This is a genomic window from Humibacter albus DSM 18994 (assembly GCF_000421825.1).
In the GTDB taxonomy this organism is placed as follows: domain Bacteria; phylum Actinomycetota; class Actinomycetes; order Actinomycetales; family Microbacteriaceae; genus Humibacter; species Humibacter albus.
Window position 1 is genome coordinate 431,075 of the sequence record NZ_ATXT01000014.1, and the last position, 16,295, is coordinate 447,369.

The following is a 16,295-nucleotide window of genomic DNA, read 5'->3' on the forward strand; positions in this document are numbered from 1 at the left end:
CAACTTCCAGTTGTCATTGTCCAGCTTCGTTGCCATTCTTTCTAACACAACAACAGGTTGCATCAACACAGTTCGGAGCCACTATGACCAATGACCTCGTCGCCGCTCACCGCAGAGAACCACTGCCGGTCGGATTCCATGCGCTTCATCCCGACGTCGGTATCAACTTTCAGCTGAATCGGTTCTACAGCTGGGTGGGGAGGCCGGAGATGGTGGATGAGATGAGGGCGGCGGTTCGCGGTATCACGGACTATCCCGCTTTCGTCGAGGCCTTCCTCGCACTGAGTAGCCAGCGCCTGCACGACGGCGACACGCTCGAAGGCGCCGCGTACCTCAGGGTCGCCGAGTTCTTTCTTCCCACGGGCGACGTGCGGAAGGAGCCGGCGCGGCAACGCTTCATCGAGTTGGTCGGTCAGTATTACGGGATCTCCGATTCAGAACGGTTCGCGGTGCCGTACGCGTCCACCGAGCTTCCTGCATACCGCTTCACTCCCGAGAGCCCGAGGGGGACCGTGGTGGTCTTCGGCGGTTACGACAGCTATATCGAGGAGTGGTTCCGAGCCGCGTTCGCGCTCGAGGCGGCGGGGTACGACGTCGTGCTGTTCGAAGGGCCAGGGCAGGGGACAGCGCTGGAGCGAACCGGTCTGCCACTCACCGCCGAATGGCACAAGCCTGTTGCAGCGGTGCTCGATCACTTCGGACTCGACGTCGTCACCTTGCTGGGGTTCTCGCTGGGCGGTGGCTTGGTGCTCCGCGCGGCGGCGTACGAGGAGCGGGTGACGAGAGTGGTCTGCAACGGGATAGTGACCGATTTGCTGGATGTCGTGCTGCGGAGCTTTCCGGAGCAGGAACGTACTCGACTTCGGGCCCGGCTCTCGGCAGGTGATGCAGACTCCTTGAACAGCTCGGTCGCCGAGGCGATGGACTCCAGTCTGTTGTTGAGGTGGGCGATGGCTCAAGGCGAGCACGTCATGGGGCAGCGAAGTGCTTTCGACGTGTTCAAGGCGTTCGCACGCTTCGAGACGGCATCCGTGTCGCCGCTGGTGCGCCAGGACGTCTTGCTGCTGCACGGCAACGGGGACCACCTCATCCCCGGCCGGCAGCTTCTCGACCAGATCGACATGCTCGGCAACGCGCGCTCGGTCTCCACTAGGATCTTCACCGAATACGAGCAAGCCCAGAGCCATTGCCAGGTGGGGAATTTCGGGCTCGCGGTCCGGGAGATCACCGCCTGGCTCGGCGTGCTGGACGAGCGTGATGCCGTGCTCCGACCTCGTGAAACGGCCGGCATGAGCGCAGCTTGACGCGCCATGTTGTGCGGACGGGCTCTCTCGGGCGCCTACTGGCGGCGCTCTGCGGCGCCGGAGGAGTCGCAGCACCTCATTCCGGCACGAAATGCAGACGTTGCCAGGCACCGGGAGGCACCCCGGTGGCATTGCGGAAGAAGCTCGAGAAATTCGTCGGATCCGAGAAGCCGAGCTCGGCGGCCACGGAGACGGAGTTGTGCCGGTCGTGAGCGAGGAGCCGCTTCGCCTCGAGAACAACACGGTCGGCGATGTACCGCTTGGCGGTCCGTCCGGTTGCGTTCCCGACGAGGCGCGAGAGCGTTCGCGGTGAGTAGCCGAGCCCTCGTGCGTAGTACGCGGCGTCGTGGTGCGATCGGAACTGCTGCTCCACACGGGTGCGGAACGCTTCGAACGGTGACGACGGTCGTCGGCGAAGCGCGCTCAGAGTGGAGCGTAGACGCTCGATGAGCGCGGTGAGCAAGAGCTCCGGCACCAGCGGAATTCGTGCTTCGGCCGTCGACTCCGACTCGAGGTGATCGAGGGCGCCGATCACCCGGGACCACTCCGTCTCCGGCACGGTCCCAGCACCTCCACGATCCGGCATGGGAGTGCGTGTGAATGGAGCGCCCGGTATGAACAGGACGAGACGGCCGTCGAGTGTGGCGATTTCCTCCCAGCGGTGGACGGCACCGGGCGGGACCCACACGACCGTCCTCCTTGCGAGCCGATGTTCCTCGAAGTCGACGTCGACACTTCCGCGACCGTCTTCGACCACTGCGAAGACATGAAAGTCGGCGCGCTGGGTTCCCCCGCGATTCAACTCCCGGAGACGGTCGAATCTCATCACTTCGACGGGCGCGCCGGATGACACGGGCTGGTACGTCAGCTGTCGAACCGAGTGCATGTGTCCAGTTTTCACCATTTTCGGGCGACTCTCGACGATGCGCTGGGTCTGGGCAAATGATGCGATGAAGGCGTCAATGCAACCCGAGGAGAATTCTGTGCACGCCGATATTCATCATGACGTCCCTGTTTACGACCGCTTCCGGGGAACCGGTCCGACTCTGGTCTTCCTCCACTACTGGGGTGGCTCGGGTCGTACCTGGAACCTGGTCTTCGACCACCTGGGTGACCGTGACCGCCTCGCCGTCGACTTCCGGGGTTGGGGGCGATCGCACACCTTGCCGGGGCCGTTCACGCTCGATCATTACGCGAGCGACGTGCTCGCCGTGATCGGCGATGCGGGCATCGAGCAATACGTCCTCGTAGGGCATTCCATGGGTGGCAAGGTGGCGCAGCTCGTCGGCGCGCGAAGGCCGGCCGGGCTGCGCGGACTCGTACTCGTCGCCCCGGCCCCTGCCGTGCCGTCGCGCCAGATCACGGCCGAGTATCAGCGACACCTCGCCCACGCCTACGACACCGCCGATTCCGTCGCCGGCGTGCGCGACACCGTGCTGACGTCCGCGCGCTTGTCCGACGAGTTGCGGGCGCAGGTCGTGGAGGACTCCCGTGCAAGCGCGACCGGAGCGCGGGACGAGTGGCCTCTGCGCGGAATCGGCGAGGACATCGCCGACCGCACCCGTCTCGTGAGCGTGCCCACACTCGTGATCGGAGGCGAGCACGATCGGGTCGAGCCGGTCGAGGTGCTGCACGAGAACCTTCTGCCCTACCTCAAGACGGCAGAGTCGGTCGTGGTGCCGGGGGCAGGACACCTGCTCCCGCTCGAAGCACCGACGCAGCTGTCGGGCCTGATCCGCGAATTCGTGGTCCGTGTGTGACATCCGCACCTCGTGGTGCCTCGCCGGACCGGCACGATGCTCGGTGTTCGTCCGGCGTCGGGGGAGCGTAGTGTTCGAATTGTCCGTGTCGAGGGTCCGCGAGCACATCGCGACCGCCGCCCGGCTCGTCGAGGTCGACGAGGCATCCCGGCGGTCCTCGGCAACGGGGGACGGAGTCGACGATGACAGACCTCACGGCCCAGGAGCGGCCCGGTCGCGACCGGATCACGGACATCTGGGGCGCACGAACACCCTTCGCGGCGGGGGAGGCGTGGCCCGATCGGGTCGACGAGTACCTCATCGACGGGGTAGAGGCCGATCAGGTGCAGAACTGGGTACGTGGGGCGTGCCTGCTGTGCAGCAACGGATGCGGGCTCGAAGTGGCGGTCATCGATGGCCGGATGGTGGGGATGCGCGGCCGGGCGGACGATCGCATCAACCACGGCCGGCTGGGCCCGAAGGGCTTGTACGGCTGGCAAGGAGAGCAGGAAGGCCGGCTGACGAGACCGCTGATCCGTCGTGACGGGCGCCTCGTCGAAACCGATTGGGAGACGGCGATGGGTGCGATCGTGGAGCGCTCGAAGGCGCTCCTCGAGACGAAGGGCCCGCTCTCGCACGGTTTCTACACGTCGGGCCAGCTGACCATCGAGGAGTACTACACGCTGTGCGTGATCGGCAAGGCCGGCATCGGCACTCCGCACATGGACGGCAACACGCGTCTGTGCACGGCCACCGCCTCGGCCGCGTTCCAGGAGACGTTCGGCTCCGACGGTCAGTTCAGCTCCTACACCGACATCGACAGCTGCGATGCGATCTTCCTGTTCGGGCACAATGTGGCCGAGACTCAGACGGTGCTGTGGGCGCGCATGCTGGACCGCCTGGACGGGCCCAATCCACCTCAGCTGGTGTGCGTCGATCCGCGCCGCACCCGCGTGGCCGAACGCGCCACCGTGCACCTGCCGATCCGCAACGGCACGAACCTCGCGCTGATGAATGCGCTCGTCCACGAGCTGATCACCCTCGACGCCGTCGACCACGACTACGTGGATGCCCACACCGTCGGGTTCGACGATCTCGCACGTGCGACTTCGGACGCGACCCCGGAATGGGCTGCGGAGATCTGCGGGGTGCCGGCCGAAGACATCCGTCGGGCCGCTCACATCTTCGCGTCCGGTGAGCGGGTCGTCTCGACCTGTTCGATGGGCTTCTATCAGTCCCACCAGGCGACCGCGGCGTCGTGCCAGGTCAACAACCTGCATCTGCTGCGCGGCATGCTCGGACGACCGGGCGCCGGCGTTCTGCAGATGAATGGCCAGCCGAGTGCGGAGAACAACCGCGAGGCTGGTTGCGGTGCCGCGCTTCCCGGCTTCCGCAACTTCGAGAACGCGGAGCACGTGCGCGAACTCGCCGCGCTCTGGAACGTCGATCCGCTGGTCATTCCGGCGTGGTCGCCGCCGACGAACGCGATGACCATGTTCCGCTACGCCGAGGAGGGGTCGATCGGGCTCCTCTGGATCGCGGGCACCAATCCCGCGGTCTCGATGCCGAATCTGGCACGCATCCGTTCCACACTCGCCGGCGAGCAGTGCTTCGTCGTCGTCTCGGACGGGTACCTGAACGAGACGGCCGAACTCGCCGACGTGGTGCTGCCGACCGCGCTCTGGGCCGAGAAGACGGGCACGTTCACGAATGTCGATCGCACCGTGCACCTGCAGGAGAAGGCCGTGGATCCGCCCGGTGAGGCACGCACCGACCTGGAGATCTGGGTCGACTACGCGCGACGCCTCGGGCTGAAGGACAAAGACGGCGCCCCGCTGCTCACCTGGGACACCCCGGAGGCCGCGTTCGAGGGCTGGAAGGCGTGCAGCGCCGGACGGCCGTGCGACTACTCAGGGCTGACATACGAGATGCTGCACGAGCGCGGAGGCATCCAGTGGCCGGTGAACGCCGAGCATCCGGATGGCACGGAGCGGCTCTACACGGATGCCGAGTTCCCGACCCATCCGGACTACTGCGAGACGTACGGTCACAACCTCACGACCGGCACGCCGGTCGACCGCATGACGTACCTCGCGGACCATCCCGACGGACGTGCCGTACTCAAGACCGTGCCGTACGAGCCGGCCTACGAGACTCCGGATGAGGAGTATCCGTTCCGGCTCACGACCGGTCGCACCGTGTACCACTTCCACACGCGCACGAAGACCAAGCGCGCGCCTCAACTGCAGGATGCCGCTCCTTCCGCCTGGATCGAGCTCTCCGAGCCCGACGCGCTCGCCCTCGGCATCCGTGAGGGCGACATTGTGCGTGTGACCTCACGGCGCGGCCACGTGGATGCCCCCGCGCGCGTCTCGCACATCCGACAAGGAGTCGTGTTCGCACCCTGGCACTATGGATCCGACGCGGAGACCGCGGCGAACGAGTTGACGGTCACGGCCTGGGACCCGGTCTCCAAGCAGCCGGAGTTCAAGGTCGCCGCCGTGGCCGTGCAGAAGCTGCGCGACGGCGACGGACCATCGCCCGCCCCGACGATCACCGCATCCGCTCCCGTCAGCAAGGACGACCCGTGGCACGGCGAAACGAATGCCGCGCCGCCGCCCTCGGATGCGATCGCGTCGAACAGTGCTGACGTCGGCAGCGCGGACGGAGGTCGATGACCATGCGATTGCCGGCCCACCTCGCGATGCTCGGCGATGCCGAGCGTTCGCTGGCGCTCACGCACCGCGCCGTCACCTCGGAGCACGCGGCGGACGCCGATGTCGTTCTGGCCTGCGCACGTTTCGCCCGCCAGTGCGACGAACGCGCTCAAGCCGTCGACGCCTTCGCAGCAGAGCGATATCCGCTGAAGGGGGAGACCTTCAATCCGCTGGTGGCACCCGATTTCGGCCGGGCCGAGGGCGACTCGATCGGACTCCTCCGCGATCTCGCGGCTCTGCATCAGTTCGCGACGCGCGTTCAGGTCACCTGGGAACACGTCGAACAGGCCGGGCACGGACTCCATGATCGGGGCTTGATCGCGCTCGCGTCACGTGGCTTCGGCGACCTGGACGTGCAAGTGAAGTGGGTGAAGCACCGCATGAAGAACGAGGCGGCTCAGGCGCTCATCGCCACGGGGTGACGATCAGGCCGCATCGACAACGCCGCCGTCCTGCACGAGGGCCGGCAGACGTCTGTCGAGAACCGTGAGCAGCGCCGCTATGCCGATGGCGATGGCGAGGATGACGGCGCAGTTCCGGAACGAGGCGGCGTACCCGATGGCGGTGACGTCGAGGAAGGGATAGGGATACCACCCGGTCAACGCTCCGCGTACGAAGGTGTAGACGAGCCACGCGGCGGGCCAGATCATCGTGAGCAGCATGACGAACCACGACATTCGAGGGCGGGGCCCGAACACGAGCCAGCCGAGGAGTGTCGCCCACGGCGAGATGTAGTGGAATCCGATCGTGGCGGCCAGCGCCCAGCCGGTCGGGTGAACGAGCGGAGCCAAGATGGTCTCGTAGACGAGACCGGTGATGATGATGCCGAGTATGGCGTCGAACCGCAGGACCCGCCAGAGCAGACCGTCACGGCGAATGCTGACGGCGAGCGCGAACGACGTGCCGAGCACGAAGAGATTGCTCTGGATGGTGAAGTAGCTGAAGAGGCTCACGAGCCGCATGCCCAGGCTCTGCTTCGTGGTCGGCATGAACGTGTTCACGTCCTGGCCGCCCGTGAACACGAGCACCAGCTGGATAATCAGCGCGGCCGCCACCACCGCGGCGATGCCTCCGAACCAGAGCCGTGCTGCGCGCATGCGCGTATCCGTCATCGAACCCCCCATGAACCACTCCCTCGTGTTCGGCGGCGCAGCCGCGTGCCCAGAATAGTGGTGGGGAGGGGGACCGTGGATGCCGTCAGCCGACTTTTCCGCCGGCGAGTGTCTCATCCTCGATCGCGGACTCTTCCTCGGCGTCGGCGACGTACCGTTCGAGCCGCTCCTTCGGCAGCGTGAAGTTGATCGCGATCAGGTAGACGAGCAGCGACACGCCGAGGTTGATCAGGAACACCCAGAAGAACGTGCCCTTGATGACGGGCGTCGCCGGATCGAACAGCCAGCTGACGAGTCCGAACATGATCAGCCACGGGATGATCCAGAACAATCCGTACTTGAAATCGAGCCTCGGCATCGTCTTGCGATTGCCGGTCAGGCCGTAGATGGCGAAGAGCACGTAGCCGATCACGATGGCGATCAGGAGCTTCGAATTCGTCTGCCAGCCCGCCCAATACATGATCATGTTGGTGCTGTAGAAAGCCAGGAACGGGATGATGTGGCCCCCGGGCAACCTGAAAGGCCGGTGCCGCTCCGGCAGTACCCGGCGAAAGACCATCAGAGCCAACGGGCCGGTCCCGAACGTCAGCACGGTCGCGCTGGTGATGAACCCCACCAGTTGCTGCCAGCTGGGGAAGGGCAGAAGCAGAACGATGCTGACCAGGAACGACAACAGCAGGCTCCAATACGGCACGCCGTGCTTGTTGTTCGTGGCGAGCCAGCGTGGACCGTTGCCGTTCCGGCCGACCGCGTACGAGACGCGGGAGGTGATCGTGGTGTAGATGAGGCCCGTGTTGACCGGTGAGACGACGGCATCGAAGTAGAGGATGTATGCCAGCCACCCCAAACCACCGATCAACGCGAGCGCCGCCAGCGGCCCGAAGTCGTTCTTGAACGCCAGGTCGAGCCAACCGTGCGAATTCTCGAGCGTGCTCTGTGGCACCATCAGCGTGAAGGCAACTTGCAGGAGCATGTAGAGCACAGCGGTGATAGTGATCGAGCCGATCACGGCCAACGGGATGTTCCGCTTGGGATTGTCGGTCTCGCCGGCCAGCTCGATGCCCTGACGGAATCCCAGGAACGAGAACGTGATTCCCGCCGTCGCGATGCAGACGAAGATGCCGGGCAACCCGCCGGGCGCGAACTGATGCGACACGAAGTTGCCGGCTGCCGCGCCGCCGGTGGCGGCCAGCGCCGTGACGATGAACATGATGATGACCAGAACGATGACGCCGAGCTTCCACCAGACCATCACGTTGTTGACCTGCGAGAACAGCCGCACTCCGAAGTAGTTGACGGCGGTGAATGCGGCCAGTAACACGATCGCGACGACGATGCCCAACGGCGTCAGCACGTGAGCGGATACCCCGCCCTCTTTGGCGAAGACGGTGAAAGGCGCGTACTTGGTCGCGTATTGCAGCGCACCCTCGACCTCGATCGCCGGAGTGGCCGCCGTCGACATCCACATGATCCAGCCCATCGAATAGCTGCTGAACGATCCCCACACCAGATGCGGGTATCGCACGACACCGCCCGAGATGGGAAACATCGGGCCGATCTCGGCGTAACAGAGGCCGATCAGCATGATCATCGCGGCCGCGATCAGCCACGAGAAGATCGCAGACGGGCCGGCGATGACCGAGGCGTTGAACGCGCCGAACAGCCAGCCCGACCCGATCACCGAACCGATGGCGGTGAACAGGAGGCCGACGGGGCCGACATCCCGCCTGAGCTTGCTGCCTTTGACTTTCGGTCCGGTCCCGTGTGCGAGCTCTGCCATGACGACCCCTCCATGCATGCCCAAGCCCGAACGAGTCCTCCATGGGGCCGTTCGAGTTCGTTCGACACTCTTGTTACTGGGTCGAAGGGGTGAGCGCACCGGGTTGCGCTGAGCCGCAGAACGCGCTTCACGCGCGAGGATGCCTGCGTGTGCGGGTGTCGACGGCCGGCGATTTCATGGCGCGGGAACCGCATGCTAGGCTCATATCTCGTGCCGCGGGGTGGAGCAGTTCGGTAGCTCGCTGGGCTCATAACCCAGAGGTCGCAGGTTCAAATCCTGTCCCCGCAACGGTGGCCCCGGTCTCGGAAGAGGCCGGGGCCTTTTGCATTCCTCCGTGCGCTGGAGTCTCCTCGTCCGTCTCTCCCATGAGATAGCCGAGCGACACCCCTAAGAGCTCAGCGAGAGCCTTCGCTTCATGCAGATACCAGGGGCGGCCTCCGCGCAGCTTCTTCCCCAGAAGGGCGGGGTCTACGCCGATGGCCAGGCCCAGCCGGCGCTGACTTAGCTTCTGCCGCCACATCAAAGCTGCTACACGCTCGCCACTTATCAGATTCGAGTCCTCGGTGTGCCGCAGAATGTCGCTCATGCGTCGGATTCTACTTGCGTATGAACAAATAATCTATAAGCGCCAGCCTGATCGCATAGTTGTAGACAGAATGTCCACGTCTGTCATACGCTGGCCATGTGACAGATCTTCTGACCGTCGAGCAGGTTGCCGTTCGATTGCTCGTTTCACCACGCACCGTCCGGAGATGGATCGCAAACGGATCCCTCCATGCGATTCGTCTTCCTAGCGGTTCGGTCCGAATCTCAGAAGTCGCGCTTGCTCAGGCCCTCCGGACGTTCGGCCGTGAGGATGAGCGATGAAGGGCCCCATCTCTTTGCGATCTACCAGCGGACCGCTGAACGTGGGCGTTGCTATCGGGGTGGCTTTTCTCGCGGCCGGCGCGTTTTCGTTGTCGTTCACTGCCCTTCGGGATCTAGCGCTTCGCGCCGGCATTGACTCGCCACTTGCGTTCGCATGGCCCCTCATCGTCGACGGTTTCATCGTCGTGGCCACAGCGGCAGCATTTGCCCTGAAGCGGCGCGGCCGGCGCGTCACCTGGTATCCCTGGGCCGCAGTGGTCCTCTTCTCCGGCTTGAGCATCGCGGGCAACGCGCTACACGCGCTTGATAGCCCCTCTCCAGCTCTGCCTGTACCGGTTGCCGCCGCAGTGTCGTCCGTCCCGGCACTTGCACTCTTTATCGCGTCGCACCTCCTCGTGATTGTCATTGAGGCGCCCGCCGGCGGCCGCCCGAGTCCGGCCAGACGGCTGTCCAATGCGTTCCCAGAGACGTCAGGCACACAGGCTGGAGCACAAGTAGAAAAGCCGCAAACGACAGTACCTTCACCTTCTGAAGCAGTTCTTCTGGACCGTCTACGTCAGCTCATCCAGAGTGGGGAAACCATCACGGGTGCGACGGTAGCCCGAATCGCACATGTCTCGGATCGAACTGGGCGCCGTCGGCTTGAAGACCTCCGCGATCGCCATCCCGATCTGTTTTCTCTTTCGACTTCGGCGCAATGAATTCCATGCAAACCGATTCGAGTTCTGAATTCGAAAGACCACAACTGACGTTTGAACGCGAGTTCGGTCAATTCCGAAACTGGTGGGCCAGAGACCAGCGCATAGTCGGAAACGCTTTCTCGCTGTTGATGTACTTGCTCTCTCACGATCGCGCATTTCGAATAACTCAGCGAAAAGCGCAGTCAGATCTCGGCCTCGGCAAGGATGCATTTCTAGTCGCAAGACGGGGTCACGTTCGGTGCGCCGACGTTCGCCGCCTCCAGTGGCGTTGTCGTCAGCGACGGCGGCGCCACCGCGACGGCGACGATCACACCGAACACGAACATTCAGGTCGATCTCACCAATACGGCCCAGCTCGGCTCGGTGAGCATCGTGAAGAGTGTTGACGGCAACGCCGCCGACAAGGTGGATCCGGACCGTACCTACTCTGTGACGGCCGCTATCGACACGAGTGCACTCGGCAGCAGTTTTCCCGCGCAGCCCGACCGTCGGTTCACCGTGAAGTCCGGTACCCCGTACACGCTGACTGATCTGCCGATCGGCGCGAAGGTGACGCTGTCAGAGACGCCTCCGCCAAACGACGACGTGCTGACCTGGTCGGCCGCGACGATCAGCCCCGCCACCTACATCGTGACGGCAGCCGAGGCGACGACCCCGGCGACCATCTCGATCACTAACCATGTGTCGCGTTCCGTGGGCACGTTCTCGATCTCGAAGACCGTGACCGGCGACCAGGCGAACAACGCCGCGGTGCCGAGCATGGTGACGGTCAATGCCGCCTGGAACCAGGAAGGAACCCCGGGCAGCACAACGCTCACCCTGCCGACCGATGGAACCTCGGTCCCGTTGGGCGTTGACCTCCTGGTAGGCACCACCGTGACCCTCACCGAGGTGCCACTGTCCGACGGGCACAGCATCGCCTGGGCGGCGCCGGTGTGGAGCGGAACAGGCGTCTCGCTCGGCGCCGACGACACCGCACAGGTCGTCATTGGGCGTGACACGACGGCGCACGTCTCGCTTGAGGACCACGCGGCCACCTCGACCGCCGGCATCAGCCTCATCAAGGGCATCGCGGGCGCCGCTGCCGGTGAGGTGGACCCATCGACGACGTTCCCGGTGACCGCGACGTGGAAGGATGCCGATGGCCAGTCGCAGTCTAAGGACATCACGATCAACGCGCTGACGCCCACCAAGCTCGGCGTGCAGCTGCCCGCCGGGACGGTCGTGACCATCACCGAAGGGAAGCGTCCCCACATTGCGACCGTGGACTGGGGCGCAATCCAGATCAGCGGGAACAACGTCACCGACAATGGTGACGGCTCCGCGCAGGTCGTGGTCTCGGACCAGCAGGGCGAGGAGACGCTCGTGAGCGTGCTCAACGAGGCCGACTGGGCTCCCGGCACCTTCGACATCACCAAGACGATCACCGGAATCAGCACAGACGACCCCGACGTGCCGAAGACCGTCCAGGTCCGCGCGTCGTGGTACGACGCGGCATCCACGCAACAGTTGGCGACGCTGACACTGCCGACGGATGGCACGGTCGTTCCGTTCGGTGCCGACCTGCCCTACGGGACCCAAATCACCCTCACCGAGATCGCACCGGATAACACGGCGCGCTTCACGTGGGACGCTCCCCGATGGGGCGGCGACGCGACCCAGCAGGGCGATGAGGCGACCGTGATCATCGGCGCCGCGACGAACGCGAACATCTCCCTCGTCAATCACGCCACGGCGACGCTCGGAACCCTGGCACTGTCCAAAACGGTGCACGGCAGCGGCGCGGCCAAGGTTCCCGCCGGAACATGGTACCCGTTCACCGTGTCGTGGACGGACCTGCTCGGCAAGGACCAGAGCGTCGACGTTCGAGTACAGCCGGGCACACCCACGATCGTCAAGGACATCCCGATGGGCACGCACGTGACCGTCAAGGAAGGCGACGCTAATCTCCCCTCCGGCGTGGCCTGGAAGAGCGTGAAGTGGACATCCGGCGATGATGCAGTCACACTCTCCCCGAACGGTGAGAGCGTAACCATCACGGTGCGCGGCGACCGCGGCTCCCAAGCTACTTTGACGGCAACCAACGAGATCGTCGACCAACCCGGACTCGCGTCGACCGGATCCGAGGTTCTTCCCTGGATCCTCCCGGCCGCTGCCCTGGCCATCGCGGGCCTTGTCATGCTGCTCCTACTGCGCCGTCGGCGGGCATAACCCGAAGCCCATCGACGCCAGGAGCACCAGTCGGTGTCGGTGACGATACTGTCACCGGCACCGACACGGTCTGCACCAGGGCACAATCGAGAAAAACCCGGCTTCAGACGAAACTCATATCGCTGGCGACGTGTCGGCCATTGGGTGGGACTGTCAGAAGAATTGGGTGGGACTGTCAGAAGAACGGTGGATCTGGGACTGGCTTGACCGAAAGGTAAGGTAGTGACTCAGATGACCGGGATGATCGATCCCGTGACGGGAGAGATCATCGATGAACAACAGATCGCCGAGCAGTTGCTCGTGCAGGCCAGCACCAGATCCGCCGTTCATCTGACACTCCCCGAAAGTCAGGCCGATTCGTTTCGTAGAGGTCTTCGATGGGGGATCGGAATAGGTTTGCGCGACGGTACGTGTGTCGGATGCTCGGAGTTCTGGCGGATGCCGCGCAGCACGTCGTGTGGTGACGTCCAGGTCATCGGGAGGCCGAGGTCACGCAGCCAGACCGCCCCGTACTGGTACTGGTCTGCCTCGTAGACGCAGGCCACGGTGCGCGAGGGATCACCCGGGTCGCAGTTCGCGTCTACGATGATCCACTCGGTCGGGGTCAACTGCTGCAGGGTGAATCGGTCATTCGACAACATGGTGTTCCTGATGTTTCTTGGCACGGCGCACAGTTGTGATCAGGAGGGCAGCCACCCGGCCCGCTGATGAGATACGCGGGTCGCGTGTGGGCGATGCTCGGATGCGTCCGCCCTGGAAAATCGAAATGCGCGGGCGGGGTGGCTGTCACCTTCGTGTTATGTGGTCGAGCCCTGTGACGGGGCGGCGCACAGTTCGCCAGGCGGGGAGCGAGCGAACACGAGATCGCTGCTCACTCGAACCGACACTCTCATTCCGGGACGGAACCGGCGCCCTCGGCGATGGTGAACAGGGCTGGCCTCGCGGCCATCGGCGACGCTGGAGCTTGTGCGGTCTCCTGACGGCGGTATCGCCCATTCGGCGGCGACGATCGCGTCGAACTCTGCCTGCACAAGTGCGTCATCAGCACAGATGAGTTCGATGAACTGCTCATCGGCCCGCGGCTCTGTCCTCGCGTCCACGGAGGATGTGATCGTCATGGTCTTCTTCCGATGAGCCTCAGACGCTAATGGCGAGGTTCTCCGTCTTGCTGCCGACCGTGACCTTGCGCGGCTTCGCCTCCTCGGCGACCGGAATCTGCAGGGCGAGCACACCGTCGTCGTAGCTGGCGCTGATCTTCCCGGTGTCCAGGTTGTCGCCGAGCACGAGCTGCCGACTGAATACTCCGCGGGGTCGCTCGGCGGCCAGCATGTCGGCATCGCTCGCACGGATTGGTCGCTCGGCCTTCACTGTCACGACGTTGCGTTCGACGTCGAGGTCGATCGACTCTCGATCTACCCCGGGCAGGTCGAACTCGACGTGGAAGACGTCGCCGTCGCGCCAGGCGTCCATCGGCATTACCGAAGGGCGGGCCAGGGTTCCATCTGTTCCGAACATTTGCTGTGTGAGTCGGTCCAACTCACGGAACGGATCGGTGCGCATCAGCATCGTAACCACCTCCATGTCCTCGTTGAAGATGCCTTCTGGGTCATGGATCCATCGTCAGGATCTATGCCCTGCGCTGTAGATTTTTTATAGCACTCGTGCCAAGTTTGACGCAAGTGAAAATTCCTCCGGAAGGATCAGATGGTGCACGACCGCCAGCCTCGCGCCTCCCAGGGCGTCTACGGGATCACGGTTGCCGCCGACCTTGTCGGCACGGGCGTACAGAATCTCCGCGCATACGAGACACGCGGGCTGCTCACCCCAGCCCGAACCGCTGGTGGCACGCGTCGCTACAGTGCCGATGACCTGGACCGGCTTCGCCGCATCGGGGACCTCCTTGACGCGGGTCTCAACCTCGCCGGCATCGCCATGGTACTTCCTCTCCAGGACGAGAACGCCCGACTGCGCAAGCAGGGAGACGAGTTCTCTGGAGAAGAAGCCTGATCGCCGTCCGTCTCTTTGCGGGAGCCGCCCGAGACCGTGCGCTTGTTTGTCACCACGCTGGTGGCGTAGCTCTTCGATGGTCGGATTTGCGTTAGGGCGACCGGTGCAGTCGGCGCCATCGAAACCGGTCATGTAGGAGTCGAAGTCCGCAGCTGCGACACGCTTGAGCAGCGGATGGTCGGGCGGCCGGTCGGCCGGTCAGTCTTCCTCTTCCGCGCGTCATGCGGGTTGTGGAGGTGAGGTGGCGAGGGCCTTTCGCAGCAGCGCTATGAGGTCGTCTCGTTCTCGTTTAGCGAGGCTGCCGAGGATTTCGTTCTCAACTTGGAGGCCAGTTCTCTGGCGCGACAAAACGACGAAAGCAATCCCACCGAGCTCAGCCAAAGGTAGCGTCGTCCCCACTATCGGGCTGACTGCTCGTCAACGCGCACCAGTAGCGCACCCGGGCGCACCGTGACCCGTGCGCGCACTATCTGACCGAAACTGTCGCCGTCGAGTTCCACGCCGTGCGGCGTTTCGAAGTGGACGTCGAAACGTCGACCCTGCGCGTAGGCGAGCGCGCGCAGGTCGGGAGCGAGCTGAAGCATCCGGCGCCCGAATCGTGAACGGTGCGCAATCCCCTGGAGGGTCAGACGGGCTCCGATGCCCGCCCAACCGAAGCGGCCCTTCGGGCGCAGCATGACGACGTCGAGCAGCCCGTCGTCCAGGAGCGCATTCGGGATGAGAAGCATGTTGCCGGTGAGGGTGCCGCAGTTGCCAACGATGATGGTGTGCGCATGCGACGACCTGACGTGGCCGCCATCGAGGCGGTAGTCCACGTGGAAGAGACGGTTCGTGACGATGGAGCGGGCGATCGGAGTCACGTAGGCGAGCCAACCGAGGTGCTTCTTGGCTAGCGCGCTTGTGTTCTCCGCCATCTCTGCGTCCAGTCCGATGCCCGCCATGACGAGGAACGCGTGCGAGCTGCGCTGGCCCTCGTGGTTCTCCATGTCGGCGACAGCCACATCCACAGCATGTGTCGCACCCGAGAACGCCACGCGGACGGAGCGTTCGAGGTCGTTCAGGGGCAGACCGAGGTTGCGTGCAAGAAGGTTCCCCGTGCCTGCCGGCAACAACGCCAACGCCGTGCCGCTCTTGTGCATAGCCTCGGCGACGGTGCGCACAGTGCCATCGCCGCCCGCGACGATCACCACCGACGGATCGTGCGCGAGCGCATCCCGCGCTGCTTGCAAGCCCGAATCGTCACCACTCGTCTCGTACCAGACCGACTTCGCCCACCCATGCAGGGTTTCCTGCTCGCCCACAACACGACGGAGCCGATCAAGAGGGACCTTCACCGGGTTGTAAACAACCGCCGCCCGATTCACACCCCGAGCCTAGGCTGCGGTGACCGTCTTCTCTCGATGCCACCGACACTCATCGCGGGCGACGAAATGGGCCCTCCAGTCGGGGCCGACAACACGCGAAATATGTCACTCGTGGCGCCTCTCGGCCAGGGCCCTCAGTGCTTTCTGCGGTTCGAAGCCCAAGGCCAGGGAGTGTCCGATAAACGGTGTATCTGGTCTGGCCTGACTGAGAGGTAAGGCGATGACGGATGTCGTCGAGATGATTGATCCCGTGACGGGCGAGATCATCGATCAGCAGCAGATCGCCGAGCAGTTGCTCGCGGAAGCGAAGAAGAAGGGCGTGAGCCTGGTCGGACCGGACGGCCTGCTGGCCGGGTTGACGAAACGGGTGCTGGAGACCGCGCTCGAGGCGGAGATGACCGAACACCTCGGCTATGACAAGCATCAGCCCCGCACGAGGGAGAACGCCCGCAACGGGTCCCGGTCGAAGACGGTGCTCACCGAGGTCGGGGCC

At 64.5% G+C, this 16,295-nt stretch carries 16 protein-coding genes, 1 tRNA gene and 1 pseudogene; 10 read left to right on the forward strand and 8 right to left on the reverse strand.

All coding sequences use genetic code 11. From position 1 onward, the window contains the following. Positions 1 to 83: 83 nt before the first annotated feature. Positions 84 to 1,304 (forward strand): alpha/beta hydrolase, encoded by a 1,221-nt coding sequence (locus tag H623_RS18960; protein WP_022900693.1) that lies wholly within the window; start codon positions 84 to 86, stop codon positions 1,302 to 1,304. 76 nt (positions 1,305 to 1,380) lie between these two features. Here the strand turns inward: H623_RS18960 and H623_RS22195 are convergent, their stop codons facing one another. Both H623_RS22195 and H623_RS22365 read right to left on the reverse strand, forming a co-directional pair. Then, entirely contained in the window at positions 1,381 to 1,863 is a 483-nt protein-coding gene (locus tag H623_RS22195; RefSeq protein WP_245558963.1) for a helix-turn-helix domain-containing protein, read from the reverse strand. Positions 1,864 to 1,962: 99 nt separating this feature from the next. Further along, positions 1,963 to 2,208, reverse strand: a pseudogene (locus tag H623_RS22365) (AraC family ligand binding domain-containing protein); the annotation flags it as partial. 79 nt (positions 2,209 to 2,287) lie between these two features. Here H623_RS22365 and H623_RS0109430 point away from each other — a divergent pair. The 3 genes from H623_RS0109430 to H623_RS21025 all read left to right on the forward strand — a co-directional run bounded on the left by H623_RS0109430 (position 2,288) and on the right by H623_RS21025 (position 6,182). Further along, on the forward strand, positions 2,288 to 3,064 hold the full coding sequence (locus tag H623_RS0109430) for an alpha/beta fold hydrolase (protein ID WP_026940173.1): 777 nt from the start codon (positions 2,288 to 2,290) through the stop codon (positions 3,062 to 3,064). A 182-nt stretch (positions 3,065 to 3,246) separates the two neighbouring features. After that, positions 3,247 to 5,721: a molybdopterin oxidoreductase family protein gene (locus tag H623_RS18965; RefSeq protein ID WP_022900696.1), complete on the forward strand. Its 2,475-nt coding sequence runs from the start codon at positions 3,247 to 3,249 to the stop codon at positions 5,719 to 5,721. Continuing rightward, positions 5,718 to 6,182 carry a hypothetical protein gene (locus tag H623_RS21025; protein WP_022900697.1) on the forward strand — a complete coding sequence of 155 codons (465 nt, stop codon included), beginning with the start codon at positions 5,718 to 5,720 and terminating at the stop codon, positions 6,180 to 6,182. Before H623_RS18965 ends, H623_RS21025 begins: the two co-directional genes overlap by 4 nt. A 3-nt stretch (positions 6,183 to 6,185) precedes the next feature. Here H623_RS21025 and H623_RS0109445 read toward each other — a convergent pair whose 3' ends face one another. Both H623_RS0109445 and H623_RS0109450 read right to left on the reverse strand, forming a co-directional pair. Next, positions 6,186 to 6,857: a Pr6Pr family membrane protein gene (locus H623_RS0109445; RefSeq protein ID WP_245558964.1), complete on the reverse strand. Its 672-nt coding sequence runs from the start codon at positions 6,855 to 6,857 to the stop codon at positions 6,186 to 6,188. Positions 6,858 to 6,957: 100 nt separating this feature from the next. Beyond that, entirely contained in the window at positions 6,958 to 8,652 is a 1,695-nt protein-coding gene (locus tag H623_RS0109450; protein WP_022900699.1) for an APC family permease, read from the reverse strand. Positions 8,653 to 8,866: 214 nt separating this feature from the next. Here H623_RS0109450 and H623_RS0109455 point away from each other — a divergent pair. Continuing rightward, positions 8,867 to 8,940 (forward strand) — tRNA-Met (locus H623_RS0109455). Here the strand turns inward: H623_RS0109455 and H623_RS22265 are convergent. After that, positions 8,900 to 9,238 (reverse strand): helix-turn-helix domain-containing protein, encoded by a 339-nt coding sequence (locus H623_RS22265; RefSeq protein WP_084485867.1) that lies wholly within the window; start codon positions 9,236 to 9,238, stop codon positions 8,900 to 8,902. The two genes, H623_RS0109455 and H623_RS22265, sit on opposite strands and share 41 nt — an antisense overlap. A 98-nt stretch (positions 9,239 to 9,336) precedes the next feature. Here H623_RS22265 and H623_RS22370 point away from each other — a divergent pair, with 98 nt between their 5' ends. From H623_RS22370 to H623_RS0109475, 3 genes are all read left to right on the forward strand, one after another. Beyond that, entirely contained in the window at positions 9,337 to 9,519 is a 183-nt protein-coding gene (locus tag H623_RS22370; protein WP_033371642.1) for a helix-turn-helix domain-containing protein, read from the forward strand. Next, complete coding sequence (locus H623_RS21445) at positions 9,516 to 10,220, forward strand: DUF2637 domain-containing protein (RefSeq protein WP_084485841.1); 705 nt, start codon at positions 9,516 to 9,518, stop codon at positions 10,218 to 10,220. The genes H623_RS22370 and H623_RS21445 overlap by 4 nt, the downstream gene beginning before the upstream one ends. A gap of 372 nt (positions 10,221 to 10,592) precedes the next feature. Then, the gene (locus tag H623_RS0109475) at positions 10,593 to 12,431 is read left to right on the forward strand and encodes a DUF5979 domain-containing protein (protein WP_157560923.1); all 1,839 of its coding nucleotides are present in this window, start codon (positions 10,593 to 10,595) and stop codon (positions 12,429 to 12,431) included. A 347-nt stretch (positions 12,432 to 12,778) separates the two neighbouring features. On the opposite strand, the gene H623_RS0109480 is transcribed toward H623_RS0109475, so the two are convergent. Together H623_RS0109480 and H623_RS0109490 are read right to left on the reverse strand one after the other, a co-directional pair. Next, positions 12,779 to 13,072: a hypothetical protein gene (locus tag H623_RS0109480; RefSeq protein ID WP_022900703.1), complete on the reverse strand. Its 294-nt coding sequence runs from the start codon at positions 13,070 to 13,072 to the stop codon at positions 12,779 to 12,781. A gap of 496 nt (positions 13,073 to 13,568) precedes the next feature. Next, positions 13,569 to 13,997, reverse strand: a complete 429-nt coding sequence (locus H623_RS0109490; RefSeq protein WP_033371768.1) for an Hsp20/alpha crystallin family protein — start codon at positions 13,995 to 13,997, stop codon at positions 13,569 to 13,571. Between the two features lie 138 nt (positions 13,998 to 14,135). Between H623_RS0109490 and H623_RS0109495 the strand changes: the two genes are divergently transcribed. Then, on the forward strand, positions 14,136 to 14,438 hold the full coding sequence (locus tag H623_RS0109495; protein WP_022900706.1) for a MerR family transcriptional regulator: 303 nt from the start codon (positions 14,136 to 14,138) through the stop codon (positions 14,436 to 14,438). Between the two features lie 398 nt (positions 14,439 to 14,836). Here H623_RS0109495 and H623_RS18985 read toward each other — a convergent pair whose 3' ends face one another. After that, the gene (locus H623_RS18985; RefSeq protein WP_022900707.1) at positions 14,837 to 15,802 is read right to left on the reverse strand and encodes a diacylglycerol/lipid kinase family protein; all 966 of its coding nucleotides are present in this window, start codon (positions 15,800 to 15,802) and stop codon (positions 14,837 to 14,839) included. A 238-nt stretch (positions 15,803 to 16,040) separates the two neighbouring features. Between H623_RS18985 and H623_RS20735 the strand changes: the two genes are divergently transcribed. Continuing rightward, positions 16,041 to 16,295, forward strand: a 255-nt coding sequence (locus tag H623_RS20735; protein ID WP_211217997.1) for a transposase, incomplete at its 3' end; no start/stop codon positions are given.

Excerpts from the sequence above, each read along its gene's own strand:
- H623_RS18960 (WP_022900693.1), top strand. The coding sequence starts at position 84 with ATGACCAATGACCTCGTCGCCGCTCACCGCAGAGAACCACTGCCGGTC.
- H623_RS18965 (WP_022900696.1), top strand. The coding sequence starts at position 3,247 with ATGACAGACCTCACGGCCCAGGAGCGGCCCGGTCGCGACCGGATCACG.
- H623_RS21025 (WP_022900697.1), top strand. The coding sequence starts at position 5,718 with ATGACCATGCGATTGCCGGCCCACCTCGCGATGCTCGGCGATGCCGAG.
- H623_RS0109445 (WP_245558964.1), bottom strand. The coding sequence starts at position 6,857 with ATGCGCGCAGCACGGCTCTGGTTCGGAGGCATCGCCGCGGTGGTGGCG.
- H623_RS0109450 (WP_022900699.1), bottom strand. The coding sequence starts at position 8,652 with ATGGCAGAGCTCGCACACGGGACCGGACCGAAAGTCAAAGGCAGCAAG.
- H623_RS22265 (WP_084485867.1), bottom strand. The coding sequence starts at position 9,238 with ATGAGCGACATTCTGCGGCACACCGAGGACTCGAATCTGATAAGTGGC.
- H623_RS21445 (WP_084485841.1), top strand. The coding sequence starts at position 9,516 with ATGAAGGGCCCCATCTCTTTGCGATCTACCAGCGGACCGCTGAACGTG.
- H623_RS0109480 (WP_022900703.1), bottom strand. The coding sequence starts at position 13,072 with ATGTTGTCGAATGACCGATTCACCCTGCAGCAGTTGACCCCGACCGAG.
- H623_RS0109490 (WP_033371768.1), bottom strand. The coding sequence starts at position 13,997 with ATGCTGATGCGCACCGATCCGTTCCGTGAGTTGGACCGACTCACACAG.
- H623_RS0109495 (WP_022900706.1), top strand. The coding sequence starts at position 14,136 with ATGGTGCACGACCGCCAGCCTCGCGCCTCCCAGGGCGTCTACGGGATC.